The 21015-nt window shown below is 36.9% G+C and carries 16 protein-coding genes; 5 read left to right on the forward strand and 11 right to left on the reverse strand.

The genetic code is table 11. The features are described 5' to 3' along the window. Positions 1-185: 185 nt before the first annotated feature. A complete protein-coding gene (locus tag J2Y40_RS22880; protein ID WP_310001606.1) occupies positions 186-1346 on the forward strand; it encodes a methionine aminotransferase in 1161 nt (386 codons plus the stop codon). Here the strand turns inward: J2Y40_RS22880 and cls are convergent. From cls to J2Y40_RS22895, 3 genes are all read right to left on the reverse strand, one after another. Next, positions 1339-2805: a cardiolipin synthase gene (gene cls, locus J2Y40_RS22885; protein ID WP_310001608.1), complete on the reverse strand. Its 1467-nt coding sequence runs from the start codon at positions 2803-2805 to the stop codon at positions 1339-1341. The genes J2Y40_RS22880 and cls overlap by 8 nt on opposite strands. A gap of 135 nt (positions 2806-2940) precedes the next feature. Beyond that, positions 2941-3705 carry an SDR family oxidoreductase gene (locus tag J2Y40_RS22890; protein WP_310001610.1) on the reverse strand — a complete coding sequence of 255 codons (765 nt, stop codon included), beginning with the start codon at positions 3703-3705 and terminating at the stop codon, positions 2941-2943. 85 nt (positions 3706-3790) lie between these two features. Continuing rightward, on the reverse strand, positions 3791-4729 hold the full coding sequence (locus J2Y40_RS22895; RefSeq protein ID WP_153393077.1) for an AraC family transcriptional regulator: 939 nt from the start codon (positions 4727-4729) through the stop codon (positions 3791-3793). A gap of 142 nt (positions 4730-4871) precedes the next feature. On the opposite strand from J2Y40_RS22895, the gene J2Y40_RS22900 reads away from it, so the two are divergent. Both J2Y40_RS22900 and J2Y40_RS22905 read left to right on the forward strand, forming a co-directional pair. After that, positions 4872-5075, forward strand: a complete 204-nt coding sequence (locus J2Y40_RS22900) for a hypothetical protein (protein ID WP_153393080.1) — start codon at positions 4872-4874, stop codon at positions 5073-5075. A 17-nt stretch (positions 5076-5092) separates the two neighbouring features. Then, on the forward strand, positions 5093-5257 hold the full coding sequence (locus tag J2Y40_RS22905; protein WP_310001611.1) for a hypothetical protein: 165 nt from the start codon (positions 5093-5095) through the stop codon (positions 5255-5257). Between the two features lie 149 nt (positions 5258-5406). Here J2Y40_RS22905 and J2Y40_RS22910 read toward each other — a convergent pair whose 3' ends face one another. From J2Y40_RS22910 to typA, 7 genes are all read right to left on the reverse strand, one after another. After that, complete coding sequence (locus tag J2Y40_RS22910; protein WP_310001612.1) at positions 5407-6486, reverse strand: hypothetical protein; 1080 nt, start codon at positions 6484-6486, stop codon at positions 5407-5409. An 83-nt stretch (positions 6487-6569) separates the two neighbouring features. Then, a complete protein-coding gene (ychF, locus tag J2Y40_RS22915) occupies positions 6570-7661 on the reverse strand; it encodes a redox-regulated ATPase YchF (protein WP_153393085.1) in 1092 nt (363 codons plus the stop codon). A 411-nt stretch (positions 7662-8072) separates the two neighbouring features. Then, positions 8073-8624 (reverse strand): ferritin, encoded by a 552-nt coding sequence (locus J2Y40_RS22920; protein WP_310001614.1) that lies wholly within the window; start codon positions 8622-8624, stop codon positions 8073-8075. Between the two features lie 556 nt (positions 8625-9180). Further along, entirely contained in the window at positions 9181-10785 is a 1605-nt protein-coding gene (locus J2Y40_RS22925; protein WP_153393091.1) for a glycoside hydrolase family 10 protein, read from the reverse strand. 148 nt (positions 10786-10933) lie between these two features. Next, positions 10934-12349 carry an MFS transporter gene (locus tag J2Y40_RS22930; protein ID WP_153393094.1) on the reverse strand — a complete coding sequence of 472 codons (1416 nt, stop codon included), beginning with the start codon at positions 12347-12349 and terminating at the stop codon, positions 10934-10936. Between the two features lie 34 nt (positions 12350-12383). Beyond that, on the reverse strand, positions 12384-13718 hold the full coding sequence (locus J2Y40_RS22935; protein ID WP_153393097.1) for a DcaP family trimeric outer membrane transporter: 1335 nt from the start codon (positions 13716-13718) through the stop codon (positions 12384-12386). A 349-nt stretch (positions 13719-14067) separates the two neighbouring features. Further along, on the reverse strand, positions 14068-15873 hold the full coding sequence (typA, locus tag J2Y40_RS22940; protein ID WP_153393100.1) for a translational GTPase TypA: 1806 nt from the start codon (positions 15871-15873) through the stop codon (positions 14068-14070). Positions 15874-16328: 455 nt separating this feature from the next. Here typA and J2Y40_RS22945 point away from each other — a divergent pair, with 455 nt between their 5' ends. Further along, positions 16329-18071, forward strand: a complete 1743-nt coding sequence (locus J2Y40_RS22945) for a glycosyl hydrolase family 28-related protein (RefSeq protein ID WP_310001616.1) — start codon at positions 16329-16331, stop codon at positions 18069-18071. A gap of 43 nt (positions 18072-18114) precedes the next feature. Here J2Y40_RS22945 and J2Y40_RS22950 read toward each other — a convergent pair whose 3' ends face one another. After that, positions 18115-18369, reverse strand: coding sequence for a DUF1294 domain-containing protein (locus J2Y40_RS22950; protein ID WP_153393108.1), 255 nt, complete (start codon positions 18367-18369; stop codon positions 18115-18117). Between the two features lie 83 nt (positions 18370-18452). Between J2Y40_RS22950 and J2Y40_RS22955 the strand changes: the two genes are divergently transcribed. After that, on the forward strand, positions 18453-20870 hold the full coding sequence (locus tag J2Y40_RS22955) for a hypothetical protein (RefSeq protein WP_310001618.1): 2418 nt from the start codon (positions 18453-18455) through the stop codon (positions 20868-20870). Positions 20871-21015: the final 145 nt, after the last annotated feature.

The raw sequence follows: 21015 nt of genomic DNA on the forward strand, positions 1-21015 counted from the left end.
TTAAATCCTGTAAAAAAGCACAAGACATCATAAAGTTCCAATATAAAGCAGTAGAGATCTTAGAATTTCTACTGTTTTTTTATTTAGCTCAACATAAAAATTCTGCAAATCCCGGAAACCTTTAATTTTTTAATGTTTGTCAATCTAAATATTTCATTAAATTCGATTTCAATAAAAATCGTTTTATGATACAACTTCCTTTATCAAAGCTTTCCAATGTAGGAACTACTATTTTCAGCCAGATGACCCAGTTGGCCAATGAAAATGAAGCTATTAATCTGTCCCAGGGATTTCCGGATTTTATGCCGGATTCTGAACTGCTGGATCATGTAGATTATTTTGTAAAAAAAGGCTTTAATCAGTATGCTCCATTGGGAGGAATGCCCGTATTGAAGGAAGAAATTGCCAGAAAAATAGAAAACAGCCATCGTGCAGTTTACCATCCTGATTCCGAAATAACCGTTACCGCAGGCGGTACACAAGCCATTTTTACAGCCATTGCTGCTTTTGTGAAAAAAGAGGATGAAGTGATTATTTTTGAACCCGCTTATGATTGTTATGAACCAACGGTAGAACTTTTTGGCGGCATTGTCAAACGTTTTGAAATGAAAGCTCCGGATTATAAAATCGACTGGACAGCGGTAAAAGGACTGGTGAGTGAAAATACTAAAATGATTATCCTTAATAATCCGAATAATCCTTCAGGAAAGATTTTAAAGGAAAAAGATCTGCAGGAACTTATCCAACTTGTAAAAGGGACTTCCATTCTTATTTTGAGTGATGAAGTGTATGAAAATATTGTTTTTGACGGAAAACAGCATTTAAGCATCTGTCAATATCCTGAACTTAAAGAAAGAAGTCTTTTGGTGGCTTCATTCGGAAAGCTTTTCCATGTTACAGGATGGAAAACCGGTTATTGTGCCGCTCCCAAAAACCTGACCGATGAGTTCAGGAAAGTACACCAGTTCAATGTTTTCTGTGTAAATACTCCCATCCAGCTGGCATTGGCAGAATACATGAAAAATGATGAACATTATCTTCACCTGAACGCGTTTTTCCAGGAAAAAAGAGATTTTTTGCGAAAGGGACTGGCCGGAACTTCTTTTAAGCTTCTCGACTGTGAAGGCACTTATTTTCAGGCGGTAAAATACGATGCCATTTCAGATCAGAATGATTTTGATTTTGCCAGCGAGCTTACCATCCGTCATAAAGTAGCCAGTGTTCCTTTTTCATCGTTCTATCAGAATAAGAGAAATGACCACGTAATCCGACTGTGTTTTGCAAAAAAACAGGAAACCCTGGAAAAAGCGATTGAACACCTTTCAAAAGTAAAGCCTTTTATATAAGCGGAGAAAGCAGCCTTGCCAGATGTTCAAAGAAGACTTTATATTTAGGTCTTTTTCGCCATGTATCAAGAAAAATCTCTTCACAGTCATTCATATCTTCGAGAAAAATGCTGTGAAGTTTTTCGTTGATCTTGTAATCAAATACCAACGCATTGACTTCAAAATTCAATTCCTGACTTCTGGCATCCATATTAGCAGTTCCAATACTTGAAAAATTGTTATCTATAAGCATGGTTTTAGCGTGGATAAAGCCTTTTGTATAAAAGAAAACCCGGACATTATTCTCTAAAAGCTCCTCGTAATAAGAATAGGCTGCTGCATTCACAATGACGGAATCGCCTGATTTCGGAACCATCAGCCTTACATCTAAACCGGAAAGTCCAGCCTGTTTAATGGCATTCAGTACTGTTTCTACCGGAATGAAATAAGGAGTAACCATATAAATCCTTTTTTTGGCTGCGAGAATAGCTGAATGTGTGCTCAACATAATGGCTGGTTTGGTATCCGGACCGCTGGCTGCCGTCTGTACCAATGAACTGCCTCCGCCAATAGTTTTATAATCAAAATAATCCTGCGAAATTTCGGGAAACTTTTCTGTAGCAAAAGTCCAGCTGCTTAAAAACAGAAACTGGAAGTAAAAAGCTGCTTCTCCTTTGATGTACAGATGTATATCCCGCCAATACTGTTTAGGATTGGGATTGATGTATTTATCTGACACGTTGATTCCCCCTGTAAAGACTTCAGATCCGTCCACAATAATGATTTTCCTATGGTCTCTGTAGTTCACCCTGTTGGCCAGAATCCTGAAGGTAATTTTATTTACCGGAGATACTTCCACACCACCTTCTTTAAGTCTTTTTAATAGTTTCTTCCCTATCTTTCCGCTTCCCATATCGTCATAAAGAAAACGCACTTTTAAACCTTCTCCTGCTTTTTTTATCAGAAGATCAGCAAGCCTGTTCCCTACTTCATCGTTATCATAAATATAGTATTCAAGATGGATATGATGCCTGGCTCTTCCAAGCACCTCAAACACTTTGGCAAACTTTTCCTCTCCGTTTACCAGTACTTCGGTGTGATTTCCCTGCGATAACGGAGAACGGGCAGCGTGATACAGAAAGTTAACCGTTGTGATAAAGTTCCAGACTTCTTCTTTATGTTCTTCAAGTGTTTTGTCATGGGTCTTTTGAATATATCCGGCCACTGTACGGTATACCTGTTCATTCCGTTCTATTTTAAAGGTGTAAAATTTATTTTTCCTGTAATTGACTCCAAATACAAAGTAGATAATAATTCCTGCTACAGGCAGAAATATAATGAGCATGAGATAAGCCAGCGTTTTGCTGGTCGTCCGAGTATCCATAATAATCTTACCGGCAAGAAAAACCGTTCCCAGAAGATATAAGATTTCAAGCCCAAGCAGGATATAGGGAAACTGATCAAAGAATTCTTTAAACATCTGGATAATATTGTAAGGTTGTGATATTAAAGATAGGAAAAAAGAAATAGTGTAAATTGGTGTATATCTAAAAGAAGAACCAATTTCATTCAATTGGTTCTTTTGCTTTTATTTATTTGCTTTGTCCGAAATATTCTATAAAAACATTCCTCCTGAAGCTTCAATTCTCTGTCCGTTAATCCAGCCTGCATCTTCTGTACACAGGAAGGCCACTACTCCACCAATATCATCAGGAAGACCTGCTCTGCCTAATGCCGTTATATTGGAAATCGTAGAATTGACTTCTTTATCGTCCCTGGTTCTTCCACCGCCAAAATCTGTTTCTATAGCTCCTGGTGCAATAACATTGGCCTTAATTCTTCTTGGCCCCAATTCTTTAGCCATATATTTGGTCAGCATTTCCACACCTGCTTTCATCGAGCCGTACACTGATGATCCGGGTAAAGCAAATCTTGCCAGTCCTGAAGAAATATTAATGATTCCTCCACCGTCATTCATAAAGGGAAGCATTTTCTGGGTCAGGAAAAACACGCCTTTAAAATGGATATCAACCATATCATCCAGCTGCTCTTCGGTTACTTCCATGATCGGAGCATATAGAGCTGTTCCTGCATTGTTAACCAGAAAATCTATTTTCGGGCTTCCTGTTTCCTGTTCAAGATGTTCTGTTATCTGCTTTACAAAAGCTGCAAAACTTTTCACATCTCTGGTATCCAGTTGAAAAGCTATAGCGTTCTGTCCCAAGGCTTTTATTTCATTAACGACTGTTTCCGCTTCTTCTTTACTGTTTTTATAAGTAATGATCACATCAAGTCCTTTTTGGGCGATTTTAAGAGCTGCGTTTTTACCAAGTCCGCGGCTTCCTCCTGTTACTAAAGCTATTTTTGTTTTTGCTGTCATTTTGTTTGATTTTAATAATACAAAGTTGGATTATTTCCGGGCAGGAATGTTTGCCCGAATCAATCTGAAATTTGCAAAATTCAAATTATAAGCGAAACTGAAGCGGAGTAAAGGATGTTTTTCTTTTAAAAAAGTTTGAAAAGTGGGCAATTTCCTCAAAACCGAGCGCATAGGAAATTTCAGACACATTCCATTGGGTCTGCCGAAGCATGATCTTGGCCTCCTGAATAAGGCGGTCTGCAATAAATTCTGTGGTGGTTTTCCCTGTATTTTCTTTTAATTTCTTATTCAGATAGTTTACATGTATAGCCAATCTGTCGGCATAGTCTTTTGCTGTTTTCAGCTGTAGCCGCTGTTCTGAAGATTCAATCGGGAATTGTCTTTCCAGAAGTTCTATAAATAGAGAAACTATCCGTAATGAAGCATCATTAGCTGTTGAAAGCGTAGCTGCCGGCTGCAATTTCTGTCCGTAATGAATCAATTCAAGTACATAATTCCTGATGAGATCATACTTAAAGATGTACTCGGAATCTATTTCCTTTTTAATCTTTGTGAATAAAATTTCAATTTCATCTGCCAGCTCATCCTCTATTTCAAACAATGGTACGTTTCCGGGCTGGAATATCGGCAGGTCTTCCAAAGAAAACATGGATTGGGATTTAACAAAAAAATCTTCTGTAAATACACAAAAACTTCCGGATTGATCGGGATCCTGGGGAACCCAATGGTAAGGAACTTTAGGCGTAGCGAATAATAAGGCATTCTTTTCTATAGGAATGATCTTATCTGCATATTCGGCCCTGTTTTTACCTCTGATTAAACTAATTTTGTAATATTTCCGCCTGTTATAAGGCATTTCTGAGGTTGTTTTTGTCCTTTCTATGGTCTGCCGGATATCAAATACATTAAAATGTCCGATGTCTTTATGAAGGCCCTTCGGGAAAATACTTTCGAGATCTTTTCCTAGCTTGGCGGTCATCTCTTTATAGAAATCTTCAAGTGATGCGTGGGATATTTTTTCCATTTCAGACAATTTGTACAATTCAAATATACGAAACTGCTCAGAATGGAAATTCATAAAAAAACATTTTTTTATCCACACAAAGTGATATATTTCATTTATTTTTTCTACATTCGTTATAACTAATACACTAAAAATCAAAACAATGAAAAAGCAAACCTTATCCAATGCAAAGAAGCTTAGCAAAAAGCAATTGAGAACTATCGCCGGAGGACTTCTTAACTGTATGGAACCGATATTGTGTACTAACCCACCGTGTGATCCGCCTTCTGACCCTAACGGATGTACCATGTATTCTCCTAAATGTGCACAAAGAGAGTGCAGAGTACCGATTGAGATCATTCCATAATTTTAATACAACGGGTTATGAAAGATTTCAAAAACGGCAGAAAACTAAATAAAAAAGAGCTAAGAACGGTTTCCGGCGGATTGATGAGGTGCCTTAATCTGGATACACGAAGATGTAGAACTACCGGAGTTACATGTGCAGAACCTGAATGCAGATATGTACCGGATCCGTTATATCCATAATATAATTTAAAATGATCACTTATAAAAAAACGTATCTGAATTTCCGGATACGTTTTTTTAAGTTACTTGAAATCAAATCATCTTAAAAAAGCTAAAAGCGACTTTTATGACTTTCCCTCTTCCAACTCTCAGCTTCAAGCTTGTATCAATCAGACCACTATACCTCCTACCCATTGTATTTCCCATTTTCCATTTTTGTATTCTGCCGAATAATCATTAGAAGAGCTGCTTCCGAATTCGTAAATATAGAATATGTCGGGATTTTTTGCATTCTTCTGTATTTTGGAAATGCCTCCGTCAGTGATATCCGTTATCCTTGTATAAGCAGTCTGCTTTCTTTTATCTTCTGAGATAAATAGTACCCTGAATCCCGGATTAACCTGATGAAAATAATCACAGCCACTTTCATATACCAGAAAAGAATAATTCCTTTTGTCCTGATTTTCTTCTCCATAACCATTATTTAGGAGCAGCAATTCATAAAGTTGGGTAAATTTATTTTTATCGGACTTATACATAGGATTCATATCTTCAAAATCATTAATGCCGTCTCCGTCTGTATCTTTATTATCCGAATTCAGACCTAAACTTTTCTCAAAAATATCGTTATAACCATCCTTATCTGTATCCTTCATTAAATCCTTCAGCTTTATTTTGAATAATTTCCCGTCTTCCTGCGCCGAATAATCATCATATCCCGGAAGTCCCGGCACTTTAATGATTTTCACCAGACTGCCTTCTATCTGAAGGTATTCTTCCTGAATAATAGGCTGTTCCTGAATTTTATTGAAATAGTAATGACTAAAACTAAGACCCAAAAAGTAAGCTGAAGGCTTATTATTTTCTATCTTTAATAACCAATACCCTAAATTATTTCTGGCCAGGGCATAAAGCACATTTCCTACCTTCTGTTGAGCAGTATACCAGAATTGTTTGGAAAACTTCTCATCAAACACTTTAAAATCAGTTTCTTTTCTTTTGAAGTTCTCTTCATATTCCTTATCGTAAGTATGGTCTGCTATGCTGTCTTTTTTAAAATCCCGGTATTTTGTCAGGTTTATAATTTCAAGGTAAGCGGGTTTTTCATTAAGGATCTGCTGTACTGTATAGGGTTTCTGCTCTTCGTATGGAGCATAAAGCTCGTCTTTACTGGCAACAAAACAGTTCTCTTCAGCAGATTTTGAACACGAAAAAAGCAGGGCAAGGACTGCAAAATATAAAATTTTCATAGTTAAAGTTTGCTACATGAATGCAAAAAACGCTCCCAAATTCATGGAAACGTTTTTTAATTATAACGAACTTTAATATTTTCTTATACGTTGAATCTGAAATGCATAATATCACCGTCTTTTACGATATATTCTTTCCCTTCTACGGAAAGTTTTCCGGCTTCTTTTATCTTCACTTCTGAACCGTAAGTAACGTAATCTTCATATTTAATTACTTCTGCACGGATGAATCCTTTTTCGAAATCTGTGTGAATTACCCCTGCAGCCTGAGGAGCTGTCCATCCCTGTCCTATGGTCCAGGCTCTAACCTCTTTTACTCCGGCTGTGAAGTACGTCTGAAGTTTCAACAGGTCATATGCTTTTCGGATCAGACGGTTTACTCCCGGTTCCTGAAGGCCAAGTTCATCAAGGAAGATTTCTCTTTCTTCAAAAGTTTCCAATTCATTGATGTCTGCTTCAATCTGAGCAGCTAAAACTACTACTTCAGCCCCTTCATTTTTAGCCATTTCTTCGATTTTACCAATCCATTCGTTTCCGTTTTTGATTGAATTTTCGTCTACGTTACAAACATAAAGAACAGGCTTATTTGTCAAAAGCTGCACTTCACCGATAATTGATTTTGCAAAATCATCTACAGCAAATTCTCTTGCATTTTTTCCATCTTCCAGGAATTTCTGCAGATTCTGAAGGGTTTCATAGGTAAGAATATCTTCTTTTTTCCCTGACTTAATGAATTTTTTAGCTTTTTCAACAGCTTTACCTACCGTTTCAAGATCTTTCAATTGCAGCTCGATATCGATAATTTCTTTATCTCTTAACGGGTCTACAGATCCTTCAACGTGAACGATATTCCCGTTATCAAAGCATCTTAAAACGTGGATGATGGCTTCACACTCACGAATATTGGCAAGGAACTGATTTCCCAGTCCTTCTCCTTTGCTGGCTCCTTTTACGAGACCTGCAATATCAACAATTTCCACAACAGCCGGCAAAACTCTCTCTGGCTTCACTATTTTTTCCAGTTCAAACAATCTCTGGTCTGGTACAGATACCGTTCCTAAGTTCGGTTCTATGGTACAGAAAGGATAGTTTGCTGATTGAGCTTTTGCGTTGCTTAAACAGTTAAAAAGGGTTGATTTACCTACATTCGGAAGGCCTACGATTCCACATTTCATATTGTAAAATTCAAAGTTTTAAGGTTTAGGTTTAAAGCTCAGTACATTAGGTTTAAAGTTTTCTTAAGACTTTTTGCTGCATTAATGAACCTTGAACTTTAAGCGTGCAAAGATAGTGATTTTAGAATGAGTTTCATAATAAAAAAATCTGCCAAATTCTGACAGATTTAAGTAATGTTCATCGGGAATAAGAATTTCTGGTTTATAAATTTATAAAGATGTGAAGCTGGGGGCAGGAAGAGGGAAGCTATTGAGCTTATAAATCATAAGTTTTTATCCTTTTTAAGACAATTAAATTGTATATGATCATTAATAATTATAAACAAAATTAACTTCCTGTCTCCCTCTTCCTGCTCAAGCATCTTAACCCTAAGTTCCAATCTGAAATCAGGTTAAATTTATTCAAAGGTTTTATGGATTATTCCCCGTGGCTTCCTGAGCCAGCGGCACGTCATTTGGTGCATCCTGCAGAACTCTGTCCAGTGTAAATAAGGACTCGTCTGTAGCATGGTCGCCACCTGCAATTTTTAATTTATCAATCAGATTTTGGGCCAATGTTTCCTCTTCAATCTGTTCCTGAACAAACCATTGCATAAAGTTCCATGTTGCCCAGTCTTTTTCTTCCAGTGCCAGATCTACAATTTTATAGATGGCCGTAGTGTTATCCACCTCATGTTTGAAAACACCGTCAAAGCAGGCTGATAGAGATTCAGGATCAGCTGGTGGTTCGGGAATAGCCTCTACTTTAGGTTTTCCGCCTCTGTTCAGAATGTATTCCATGAATTTAATAGAATGATTTCTTTCTTCCTGTGCATGCCTGTATAGAAAATTGGCAATTCCCTGATATCCTTTATCATCTGCCCAGATTCCGTAAGATAAAAAAACGTGTGATGCGTGAATTTCTTTGTTCATCTGAGCACTCAATGCTTTTTCCACATTGGTGGAAAGTCGGTTAGTATTCATAATGTTATATTTTGGTGATTATGGAATTTATCATGCAAAAATGGTTCCGATAAAGCATTTATGGTAAACAAAATTAAATCAACTACTATTATATCCTATTGAATTTCATCATTTTACAGTGATAATTTATAGTTATTCTAAAATAAATTGGCTGGTTCTCCCGTATTACCGTTTCAGTAAGCTGGCTGTTTTCAGATCTTCTCTCAGCTTTATAATGTAAATAAAACAATCAAATCAGAAAAAAGCGATGGCATCCCTACTTTTGAAGAGAAATTGAAAATTTCATCTAATGGGCTAAAATTGTGAATATTGGAAAACGCGGGGCGCAAAGCATTTTAAACTGTTATACGCATTTTAAGGCGCAAGAAAACCCAAGGTTTTCAGCCAGCTTTTATTCTCAATTAATCATTTAATTTATTGTGAGTGTATACATAAAAAATCTGCTTTATTTGCGGGAAAAACTCTCACAGATAAAGCAGATTGAACGGATTTATCATGAAGCAAACAACTTTCTGAATTTTGAATTATTCAATAGTTTTGCTTTTTTTAAGCAGGTTTATTTCACTTTCCTTGCTGAATAATCACTTTCGTTTCCTAGCCTGTCTACTGCTTTTATGGCCACAGCATTCAGTTTTTGTCCGTTTTTATTCTTCGGAATATCTTTAGAAAGGGTGTCAAGTGTGAGAATTTCAGTTTCCCAAACACCATTGTATTGAGTGAAAAGAATCCATTGGAAGACATCTCCTATATTTTTCGTACTCCATCTGGCCTGAGCGGCATTTCCACCATCTGTAATAAATAGAGTGGGAATTTGTAACGGATCTGCTTTAATCCATGGAGATTTCGGAACCAGAGCTTTTTCTTTGTAAGGTCCATTTTTCAGAACAGGAAGCATATTGGGATTTTTGGTAAGCCCTGCAATACTCCAATGTATTTCTCCGGCATCATTCTTTAAGACCTGCCTGGAAATCTCGATCTGATTTTTAATTTCAGTGGGACGGTCTGCTACCTTTATTTCAACGGTATTTAATCCCGGCCATACGTGGCGGTTCATTACATTTTCTGACTTCCACCAGTTCAGCAAAGCTTCAAATCCCTGTCCTTTAGAATCAATCGGCCAATACAGCTGTGGTGAAAAATAATCTACCCAGCCTTTATTCAGCCATAATTTAGCATCTGCATACAGTTCGTCATATTGGGAAGATCCTACGATTCCGGCAGGATAGCCAGGCTTCCAGATTCCGAACGGGCTGATTCCGAATTTTACATAGTTTTTTTCGGCATGAACTTCTTTATAGATTCTTTCTACAAATTTATTGACATTATCTCTTCTCCAATCTGCTCTGGATAATGTTCCCCCGTTTCTCAGATATTCATTCCATGATGCATTATCAGGAAAGTCTGCTCCTCTGTTATAAACGGCATAAGGATAAAAATAATCATCAAAATGAACGGCATCAATATCATATCTTTTCACAATGTCTTTTACTACATTGGAAACATGTCCCTGAGTTCTTGGATTTGCCGGATCAAACCAATACATTCCGTTCTTCAGCTTCACTACAATATCAGAGAGTTTACTGGCCATTGAATGCCCATTCACACTTCCTCCGTTTGAGTGATGAGCACGATAAGGATTTAACCATACGTGAAGCTCTAATCCTCTTTTGTGAGATTCTTCAATCCAAAATTGCAGGGGGTCGTAATTTGGATACGGAGGTGTTCCGGTCTGCCCGGTCAGGAAATACGACCAAGGTTCAATACTGCTGGTGTATAAAGCATCTGCAGAGGGTCTTATCTGAAAGATGACAGCATTGAAGTTATTTTCCTGAAGCATATTCAACATACTGATTGCTTCAGCTTTTTGCTGCTCAACCGATAAATTATTTCTTGAAGGCCAATTAATGTTTGCCACACTCGCAATCCAAGCTCCACGAAATTCACGCTTGATTACTGGAAGATTCACTTTAAAATCTTCTTCACCTAATGCTGTCGCAATAGGCGGAACTTTTGCAGGATTCGGAGCTTTAACCGTGTTATTTGATGACTTTACTGTTTTTGTCGTTTTGGATTTAGGTCCGTTTTCCCTCACAGCACAAGAAATGCTGAAAGATGCAAAGAAACCTAATATGCAGACTAATTTTATTTTAGTGATTTTCATAAAATGATATCAAGAAAGAATTTCTGAGTTGTAAAAGACAAAACTAATGATATAAAGATAATTTCAAAAATCTTACACTGTAAAATTTAGTTAAAAAAAAGGTGCAGAAAATTTCTGCACCTTAATTAAATGTAAATGAATGGATAATTTAAACTTCTGAAAGACTTTGGTTTGCCTTAGCATTCACTGTATCTACATTTTCTTCTTCGGTAAGATCTGTTTTGTAGGTTTCAGGAACAAACAAAATATTGACAATAATTGCAATAACAACCAATAAAACCGGATAAGCCAACCCAATGAAAGGAGTCAAAGCAACGCTTACCACAAATGAAGTCTTAATAAATTCAGTTACAAAGGTTGTCGCCCCACCGATAAAGCCGTTCCCCATGTTTTGAGCAAATCCCATACTTGTATAACGGATTTTGGTTGGGAAAATCTCAAGCATAAATGCACCTAAAGGCCCATAGGTTGCTGCTCCGGCTACAGAAAGAAGGAAACTGATTCCCATAATCTTTAAAGTTGCGGCAGTGCTGATGGCATGAACTTCCGTTAAGCCATCCGGATTTCCGATTTTCATAAATAAATAGAATGAGGTTGGAATTAAGATTAAACTTGAAATTAAACCGCCAATCAGTACTTTTTTCCGTCCGATTTTATCACTTAAAGCTCCAAAATATTGGTAGAAATAAGCACTGAACAAAGTAACAACACCTGTAATCATTAAAACTGTAGTTTCTTCTAATTTCACAGCACGCTGCATGAAGAAAAGCGTGACGAAAAGGCTGGTCTGCATTACAGAACTTTGTGCTGCATTACCTCCGAAAATAGCTTTCAGCATCAATTTAATATTTCCTTTTGTGGTAAACGCTTCTTTTACTGGAGCTTTACTTGTTTTTCCTGCTTTTTTAAGCTCTTCAAAAACCGGACTTTCATGAAGTTTTTTTCTGGCGAAATAACTTAAAAGAACCAAAACTGAACTTAATAAAAATGGAATTCTCCATCCGAAGCTATTAAAATCTGTTTCAGACATCATTGTTCTTGTCACGAAGATTACACTTAAACAAACCAAAAGTCCGATAGGAACCGTTGCCTGAATAAAACCTGTGTAAAATCCTCTTTTATTTGCCGGTGCGTGTTCTGCAACGTAAATTACAGCACCTGCATATTCGCCACTGATAGCTAATCCCTGCATTAATCTGCAAACTAAAAGTAAAATTGGAGCAGCCCAGCCAATGCTTGAAAAATTGGGAATACACCCAATCAGGAAGGTTGAAGCTCCCATTAAGATTAATGAAAGAAGGAAAGAGTATTTTCGTCCAATTTTGTCACCAATATTTCCAAAAATAAGTGATCCAATTGGTCTGAACATGAATGATGAAGCGACTACGGCCAATGTTTCTAAGAAGTGGGATGACCCGTCAGCAGGGAAAAGGTTTACCGAAAGTGAACCTGCCAGAATAATTGCCAGAAACATATCGTACCATTCGATCAAGGTTCCTGCAGATGACGCAATAATAACAGTCAGAATGCTGTTTTTTTGCTTTGATTGTGTTGTAATATCCATTTTAATTTTTCGTTTTAATTTTTAGAAATCATTTTTAGAACATAAAGAAAGTCGCGACGTGGAAGCGGTTGTTTCGTGCATTGTATTCGTTTCCGATACCTCTTCCGTTGCTTTGAGCATTTCCCCAGGTGGCTACTGTATTCTCAACCTCAAATCTCAGACGAATTGCTTTGCTCAAAATCCAATCAACACGCGGAACCACTCTCCATAAATGATCAACACTTCGCCCTCCTGGAGTTGCAGAAATTGCGCCCCAAGAAGAAGTTACACCATAAGTTGTCGCTACTCTTCCTTCAACAGGATCATTAGCACCCATGTTTTTCACATAACCTGCGAAAAGTCCGAATGCCACTTTTTTAGCAGTTGTCTGTTGAAAATCAATCCAACCGCTTCTTGTATTCATTGTTCTGAAAATATCTGCCTGTCCCGGTGCTGCATAGCCTATGAAACCTCCCAGCATCACGAGTGATGCAGAGTTTTGCCCCATCATTGCAGATGCACTGATTGTCAAAGGTTTTGTGATTGCTTTTGCGTATGCCATTGCTGTAAAGCTTTTCACACGGTTATTGTTCACGATTGGCGGTGTTCCTGAAGACAGTTGTGGTCTTAACTCTTCGTATTGTGCGGCAATTCCAGCAACAAATTTTGAAGATTTATATTGAAACTGTAAATGAGTCGAAGGCATTCCGCTGTCTCGGTAAGGTGTGGTGTTTGGGGTAAAATCACGCTGCGAGTTGATAGCGGCAATTACTTTAAATTTATCTGAAAGTTTATGTGTCAATCTTACCTGAGGATTTCTGTTTAATGCAAAAATCGGAGAACCTGTACTGTAGTTAACCACATTCGGAAGACAGTCAAGAATTACCATTGGATGCCAGTACTGCCCTACTCCAAGCTGTGTTTTTTCCCAGTCTAAAGTAATGTATGCATGTCTTAAACGAAACTCGTTGATTCCGCCTTCTGTGGCACCAAAAAATTCACCTTCCAAAATACCTGCTGTTTTTGCTCCTAAAACATCCGGACCTTTTACATTGATACCCGCTCGTGAAACGACTGAAAGCATATGAAATTTTGGGGAATCGTTGATATCCTCACCATTCACATCCAGTGCACGATCTCTTGGATAAAGCGGAACGATGTTTTCTCCTGCACCAATGTTTTGTCTGGTATCGTAGAAAATATCATTTCGGATGAAACCATAAAAGTCAACTTTTACTTTTGCTTCTTGAGGTTGAGCCACAATAACTGGCTTTGCACTAACTAAAGAGTCATTAATTGTTTTGTCTGATGTATTTTGCTGTGCATTTCCCAATATTGAAACACTCAGCAAAGCACCAGCTAAAGTGCGTTGTAAGAATTTTCTTTTCATATCTAAGTTTTTTTCAGTGAAGCCCTTATTGCTTCATTTCCAAACATACAAATTTTATTAAAACTAACAAGTGTTAGTTAGTATAATTAATAAAATGTATTTATTAAAATCATATGTTAAATTGAATTAAAGCAATGAAATTCATAAAAATACAAATCAAAACATACTGAAAACTCACACTTTACAACAAATAACAATTAAATTCGAAATAAACGGATTAACTATATTAAGTTTGCAAAGTTTTTTAAAAACAGTAATAAAAATATTTGAAAACTGACAAAAATCATAAATATGAGCATAAAAAAAGCCCCGAAAAATCGAGGCTAAATTATAATTTAAGAATTTCAGATTAAGCTTTTGCTGATCTTTCTACTCTTTTTCTTTCTTCTTCAGAAAGAAGTTTTTTACGCATTCTGATGAAGTTTGGAGTTACCTCGATACATTCATCATGCTGAATATATTCCATACACTCTTCAAGAGAGAATAAGATTTTTGGAGCAACACCAGTATCTTTATCTTTTCCAGAAGCTCTCATGTTGTTCAACTGCTTCGCTTCTACGATGTTTACAACAAGGTCGCCTGGTTTATTTTGTTCACCGATGATCATCCCAGCATAGATTTCCTCACCTGGATCTACGAAGAATTTACCTCTGTCCTGTAATTTAGCAATAGAGTATTCTGTTGCCGGACCTTGAGTTTTGCTGATTAACACCCCGTTGTTTCTTCCAGGAATAGCTCCTTTGAAAGGCTTATATTCTGTGAAACGGTGTGCCATAATAGCTTCCCCCGCAGTAGCAGTCAACATCTGAGAACGTAATCCGATTAATCCTCTTGAAGGAATTTCGAATTCCATATGCTGCATTTCTCCTTTCGTTTCCATAATGTGAAGATCTCCTTTTCTCTGAGTAGCTAAATCGATTACTCTTGAAGCGAATTCTTCAGGAACATCCACTACCAAGGATTCATAAGGCTCACATTTTTCACCGTCAATTTCTCTCAGGATTACCTGCGGCTGTCCGATAGTCATTTCATACCCTTCTCTTCTCATTGTTTCAATTAAAACAGATAAGTGAAGAATACCTCTACCGAATACAAGGAACGTGTTTGCATCATCAGTCTGCTGAACTCTTAATGCTAAGTTTTTCTCTAATTCTTTTGTTAATCTTTCTTTCAGGTGATTAGACGTAACATATTTACCGTCTTTACCGAAGAAAGGTGAATTGTTGATAGAGAACGTCATGTTCAATGTAGGCTCATCAATTGCCGTTCTTTCCAATGGTTCAGGATTTTCAAGATCAACGAAAGAATCACCAATCTGGAAAGCATCAAAACCTACTACGGCACAGATATCACCTGCCTGTACTTCGGTTACTTTTTTCTTTCCTAATCCTTCGAAAACATAAAGTTCTTTTACTTTACCTTTCAACACTTTACCATCTGCCTGAGCAAGACCAATCCACTGAGATTCTTTGATCTCTCCTCTTGTTACTTTCCCGATGGCAATTCTTCCTAAGAAAGAAGAGAAATCTAAAGAAGTAATCTGCATCTGAAGGTTTCCTTCTTCTACTTTTGGAGCAGGAACGTATTGTAAAATCCCGTCTAATAGTGGTAAAATATCTTCGGTCTGCTCTAATGAAGTGTTGAACCAACCTTGTTTTGAAGATCCGTAGAATGTAGGGAAATCAAGCTGTTCTTCAGTAGCTTCAAGGTTGAAGAATAAATCAAATACCTGATCGTGAACTTCGTCCGGACGGCAGTTTGGCTTATCTACTTTATTGATTACCACTAATGGTCTCAATCCTAATTCCAGAGCTTTCTGAAGTACGAATCTTGTCTGTGGCATTGGTCCTTCGAACGCATCCACCAATAGAATAACTCCATCAGCCATTTTCAATACTCTTTCTACTTCTCCACCGAAATCGGCGTGACCAGGAGTATCAATTACGTTAATTTTTGTGTCTTTATAAGTAACAGAAATATTCTTGGATAAGATGGTGATCCCTCTTTCTCTTTCAAGATCATTGTTATCCATAATTAATTCCCCGCTTTCCTGATTTTCACGGAAAATGTTGGTAGCGTGAATGATTTTGTCAACCAGAGTCGTCTTCCCGTGGTCAACGTGTGCGATAATCGCAATATTTCTAATGTTTTGCATATAGGATTTTTACGGGTGCAAAAATAGTGATTTTAAATGAATTAATTAAAAAGTTTATGCAATATTTAACAATTTCATAATGAGAAAATTAGATAAAATCCTTTTAAAATCTCCGGAAAAGGGATGGGACATCAGGTTCTGTTATTTCTTTATTTTACCGTTTGTACCGATAATTTCATGCAACTATAGGATCAATCTACCCGGAAAATACTTTGAATATTTGTATTGGATGTTCATTTTTTTTATCTCTATAAATTTCAAATATTATTTTAAAAAATTCAATGATAATATAACACGTCAAGTTCTGTCGCTGTCTCCTATTACTTTTGTCTCAGAAGTTTTCCTGCAGGAAACGGAATAGTAATAACATCAAAAAAAACAAAAAATGGCAACAATTGAATTAAATGATCCCTTCACCGGAGAGTGGACTGTTTTTACGGAAGCAACCCATAAATATGACGGAACTCTTATTACAACAGGGTAATACAGATGATATTATTTATAAAAATGTAAACAATGTATTTTACCGCAGAGTACTTCCCAATGACACTGTAAACGTAAGATGGTTTGGAGCTTCCGGAGATGGAAACACCAATGATAATCAGGCTGTACAGAATGCTTGTAATATCAGAAAAAACATTTATTTTCCCGAAGGGATCTACCGTGTTAATATTGAAGTAAAACATAAGGCTAAAATATTTGGAGCCGGCAGCAGCACTACCTTTATAAAACCTTATGATTATAATGAACCTGCTATGATTTTAAATGACCAAAAGGCTCCTTACTGGCAGTATGCAACAATTATTGAAGAATTAACTTTCGAAGGCGGAAATCAAACAGATTGGAAAGGCTATGGTATCAGTATGGCTAAAGCTCACGAATCAGAATACAGTTCTCAGGATGAATTCAATGGTAATATCACTTTCAGGAATGTAGATTTCAAATTTTTTAATAAGGGATTACAGGGGTTATTCGGAAACATTGGAATGGATTTTTATTCTGTGGGAATTCATCATAATAAATACGGGATGTATTTTCTTGATAATAAATTTGGAACCAGTCTGGATATTATGCATGCTGGTAATAAGTATTTTTATAGCGGTGAAATATCCGGAAATGAAGTAGGTATATATATTCATAATGAAACGGAAGGGTTTGGAGGAGTAACTTTCAGTAATGTTATCTTTGAGCACAATGATATCAATACCTATATCAACGGTAACAATGCTATTACTCCAATTGTTATTGAATCGTGTTGGAATGAAGGATCCGGGACTGTCAAAAAGACTACTCCTATATCAATAGACACATGGTCCGGCAGCACAAAGGGGCAGAAAAACATTAATCCGCACACTCATATTTTTGAAGGAAAAAACTTAAACTGTAACGTAAATAATTCATTTGTATCTGATTATTATATCAATGGAGAGAACATCATTGTAAAAGCTACAAACTGTTATACAGAATCTAACATCGGAGTTAACGCTGCAGAGTCAAAGGTTGTAGGGTACAATAGTAATTTAATTTTATATCGACCTTCCACAATTTTCGGTCTTCCTAAAAATGACAATATTATCTTGGCAGATAGTCTTGATTACAGCCGGACAGTACACATCAATAATAACAGCAACAGTGCTGTTACGCGTCCAGCCATCAGCACGCCGAGGTTTAACAAAGTTGGAAATATCAAAAATAAATTAAAATCTGTAACCCTGGAAACCTCCGAAATTCTTACAGGTAATCTGGCTCCGGTAACAGGAATGGTCGTAAATGATGGTGTTATTTTTGAAACATGTAATCAGTTCAACATTCCTTTTCCGACTTTGCCATCAGGCGGTGATCCTAACTATGTTACAAGCTATATGCGACTGGAAAACAGCCTGGTAAATACTCATCCAAACAAAGGAGGATATTATGTAATCACTTTTGACATGAAAGTTAATTCCGGTGATCCTACTTTTTTTGTGTGGAATGAAAATGAATATCAAGTCATGCAGTATACCCCAACAGTCAAAAATAAATGGCAGACCATCGTAGGTTATGCTTCAGCAGATCCTTTGGACACTCATCTTAGCTTTTTTCTGGATATATCAGCTCTGGCACCAGTAGACATCCACTTATCAGCCTATCAGGTTTTAAGATTTGACACTTCAATTGAAGCGAAATCGTTCCTGGAAAGTAAAGTATTTGCTTTGTAAATGATCATAAAAAGCTCCCCAAAAAAGGGAGTTTTGTCCTTTTTCAATGCCTCATCAACCTATACAGCAGCACCAAATCAATTAAAACCACCAGAAAAAACTTGACAAGAAATGATTTTTTTGAAGTTTTATGATTGAAAATGATCATTCCTGAAGCAGCTCCTATGATTCCTCCCAGAAGTGAAAGTCCTAAAAGGGCATTTTCAGAGATCCGTCTTTTATGGCTTTTAGAAAGATACTTATCATAACCGTAAACAATGAATACGATTATGTTTATAAGAAAGAGATACAATAACATTCCACAAAAATACTTGTTCTGGAAAAACAAATAATGTATTTTTAGTCATTATTAAAAAAAAATTCAATCAGTAAATAAACAAGATGTCAAAAAAACTAATACTATTATTTACTTTAAATGTATTCATGGGCCTTTCAGCTCAGGATAAAGCAGAATTGGCCATCCAGACCCTTGAAGAAAAATATCCTCAGGAAAAAATACATTTATTGCTGAATAAAAGCAGCTATTTAGCAGGAGACCATATATGGTTCAAATCTTTTGTATTTGATGGATACACTCCTTCTGATATTTCGACCAATCTTTTCGTAGAATTATATGACAGGAATAAAGTACTCATTGATAAAAAACTAGTTCCTTTATTCGATGGTCAGGGCAACGGAAGCTTCACTCTTCCTGAATCTATGAAAGAAGACGTGTATTATATGAGAGCCTATACTACCTGGATGACTAACTTCAGTGAGGGCTTTCAACTGGTAAAAGAGATTCCTGTCTATAATCCGGCTTCTCCTGAAAAACTGGAGCTTAACATCAATTCTCCATGGACAGCTTCTGTTTACCCTGAAAGCGGTACATTTATCAACGGAATCAATACAAAGCTTGCTGTAAGAATACAATCTAAAGGGGCTATACCTTCCGGTTGGAATGGTTATGTTGTTGATACGGCAAAACCCGATGAGAAGATTGTAAGTTTTAAAGGTTTTGATGAAAATGTAGGCTCATTCCGAATGACTCCCCAAAGCGGTAAAACATATAAACTTTTTGTAGAGGACGCAAAAGGAAACCAGCAAAGCATTAATCTTCCTGCTGTTTCATCTTCCGGAATTAATCTTCAGGTTGAAAGCAGGACAGATGGTATCAAATATTCATTAAAATCAAAAAACATAGCTAATCCCAGTACTTTTTACAAAGTTATAGGTACAATTAATAATCAGTTGGTTTTTAAGTCTGTCATCAATACATTATCTGACGAAAAAGTGTATACGATACCTGCCGGACAACTTGTTAACGGAATTCTCCAGATCATTGTTATTGATGACAAGGATGCTGTTATTACCCAGAGACTTTGCTTTGTAAAGCCTGACCAGCTAAAAGTGAAACAGCCTACCCTGTCTTCTTCATTAAATGAAGCCCCGCGTGCTTTAAATTCTTTCAAAATAAATACAGATAATAGTGTGTCTCATTATACTGTAGCTGTGGCGGATGGCCGTTTTCAAAGTACAGAAGACGACAACAGCCTTTTAAGCACATTATGGCTTACGGGAGATATAACTTCGAAACTGTCTTCTCCTTATCAGTATTTTACAAAAGGGCATAATTCCGATGCACTGGATGCTGTTCTAATTTCTGAAAAATGGAAAAGATTTGACTGGAAATCTGTTATGGCAGGAGATTTCCCGATCATCAGAAATAATCCGGAACAATATATTTCTTACAAGGGAAAGGTATCTGTATTAGGAAAGCCGGCCCCTAATGCCACTTTAAACTTAATATTTAACACAGAAAAGCAAAGCATGGGCCTTTATCCTGTGAAAACAGATGCGAATGGATTCTTCACATTGGGCGGACTGATTTTTCACGATCTGTTTAAATTTCATTATCAGTTAAATGGAGAGAATAAAGAAACCAAAGTTCCTAAAGAGCAGGTTCAGGTTATTTTTCAGCCCAATTATAATTTTGTCCCGTACAGAAGCAGTCTGCCTGAAAGCAGATACATTCTCACGAAGCGCTTACCCAATGATCCTCTTCCTGAAGAGATTACCCGCTCCATAACTACAAAAAGCAATCAGAAATTGATTAATGAAAAAATAATCAATATTCAGGAGGTAAAATTAAGAGCACAGAAAAAAGACCTGACCAAGAAACTCAATGACGAATTAAGCAGTCCTTTATTCAGGAGCAGTAATGAAACCGTATTTGATTTTGTTAATGATGAAGGTAAAGCTCAGGGACACACGAATGTGATGCAATGGCTGCAAGGCAGGGTTGCAGGTCTTCAGATACAGCAAAGAGAGGGTGCTTTTGTTCCTTTAATCAGGGGGGGCCAGCCTATGATCTATCTGGATGAGATGATTATTAGCCCTGAGCAGATTTCATTTCTTTCCATGTCTGATGTTGCTATGGTAAAGATTATCAAAGACTACTTCATGGGAGGATTTGGCGGTGGATCCGGCGGTGCTATTCTCATCTACACCAAAAGAGGCGGAAGCCAGGGGAAAATCCCCACTTCTGAGATGTTTACCCAGCTCAAGCAGGTTTCACTCAGAGGATATGACAAGCCTGAGCTATTTAATAACCTGGACTATTCAGGCGGAGCATTTAACCGTATTCAACAAGACAGCCGAAGCACTCTTTACTGGAATCCAGCCTTTGATGAGGACTCCAGCGAAGATACTTCCATTAAATTTTACAACAATGACGATGCTAAAAATTACCGGATCATTATTATAGGATTTGATAAAGACAATAATCTTCCTGTATATTATAATGAAACCGTTAAATAATCAGCTTAAAAAAGGTTGGAAGATGGAAGAATGGAGGCTGGAAGTCGCTTTTTGTTATAGATACAGAAAACCTCTGTAAAATCAGATTAGCTAAAAAGAAGGCTGTCTATTATTGATGACCTTCAGAACCTCCCTCTTCCGGCTC

The organism is Chryseobacterium sp. 2987, from assembly GCF_031456375.1.
Taxonomy (GTDB): domain Bacteria; phylum Bacteroidota; class Bacteroidia; order Flavobacteriales; family Weeksellaceae; genus Chryseobacterium; species Chryseobacterium vaccae.

What these genes read in the sequence shown, in the direction of transcription:
- J2Y40_RS22890 (WP_310001610.1), bottom strand. Translation starts at nt 3,705, where the DNA reads ATGACAGCAAAAACAAAAATAGCTTTAGTAACAGGAGGAAGCCGCGGA.
- typA (WP_153393100.1), bottom strand. Translation starts at nt 15,873, where the DNA reads ATGCAAAACATTAGAAATATTGCGATTATCGCACACGTTGACCACGGG.
- ychF (WP_153393085.1), bottom strand. Translation starts at nt 7,661, where the DNA reads ATGAAATGTGGAATCGTAGGCCTTCCGAATGTAGGTAAATCAACCCTT.
- J2Y40_RS22930 (WP_153393094.1), bottom strand. Translation starts at nt 12,349, where the DNA reads ATGGATATTACAACACAATCAAAGCAAAAAAACAGCATTCTGACTGTT.
- J2Y40_RS22945 (WP_310001616.1), top strand. Translation starts at nt 16,329, where the DNA reads ATGACGGAACTCTTATTACAACAGGGTAATACAGATGATATTATTTAT.
- J2Y40_RS22925 (WP_153393091.1), bottom strand. Translation starts at nt 10,785, where the DNA reads ATGAAAATCACTAAAATAAAATTAGTCTGCATATTAGGTTTCTTTGCA.
- J2Y40_RS22920 (WP_310001614.1), bottom strand. Translation starts at nt 8,624, where the DNA reads ATGAATACTAACCGACTTTCCACCAATGTGGAAAAAGCATTGAGTGCT.
- J2Y40_RS22950 (WP_153393108.1), bottom strand. Translation starts at nt 18,369, where the DNA reads ATGTTATTGTATCTCTTTCTTATAAACATAATCGTATTCATTGTTTAC.
- J2Y40_RS22910 (WP_310001612.1), bottom strand. Translation starts at nt 6,486, where the DNA reads ATGAAAATTTTATATTTTGCAGTCCTTGCCCTGCTTTTTTCGTGTTCA.
- cls (WP_310001608.1), bottom strand. Translation starts at nt 2,805, where the DNA reads ATGTTTAAAGAATTCTTTGATCAGTTTCCCTATATCCTGCTTGGGCTT.
- J2Y40_RS22900 (WP_153393080.1), top strand. Translation starts at nt 4,872, where the DNA reads ATGAAAAAGCAAACCTTATCCAATGCAAAGAAGCTTAGCAAAAAGCAA.
- J2Y40_RS22955 (WP_310001618.1), top strand. Translation starts at nt 18,453, where the DNA reads ATGTCAAAAAAACTAATACTATTATTTACTTTAAATGTATTCATGGGC.
- J2Y40_RS22935 (WP_153393097.1), bottom strand. Translation starts at nt 13,718, where the DNA reads ATGAAAAGAAAATTCTTACAACGCACTTTAGCTGGTGCTTTGCTGAGT.
- J2Y40_RS22905 (WP_310001611.1), top strand. Translation starts at nt 5,093, where the DNA reads ATGAAAGATTTCAAAAACGGCAGAAAACTAAATAAAAAAGAGCTAAGA.
- J2Y40_RS22880 (WP_310001606.1), top strand. Translation starts at nt 186, where the DNA reads ATGATACAACTTCCTTTATCAAAGCTTTCCAATGTAGGAACTACTATT.
- J2Y40_RS22895 (WP_153393077.1), bottom strand. Translation starts at nt 4,729, where the DNA reads ATGGAAAAAATATCCCACGCATCACTTGAAGATTTCTATAAAGAGATG.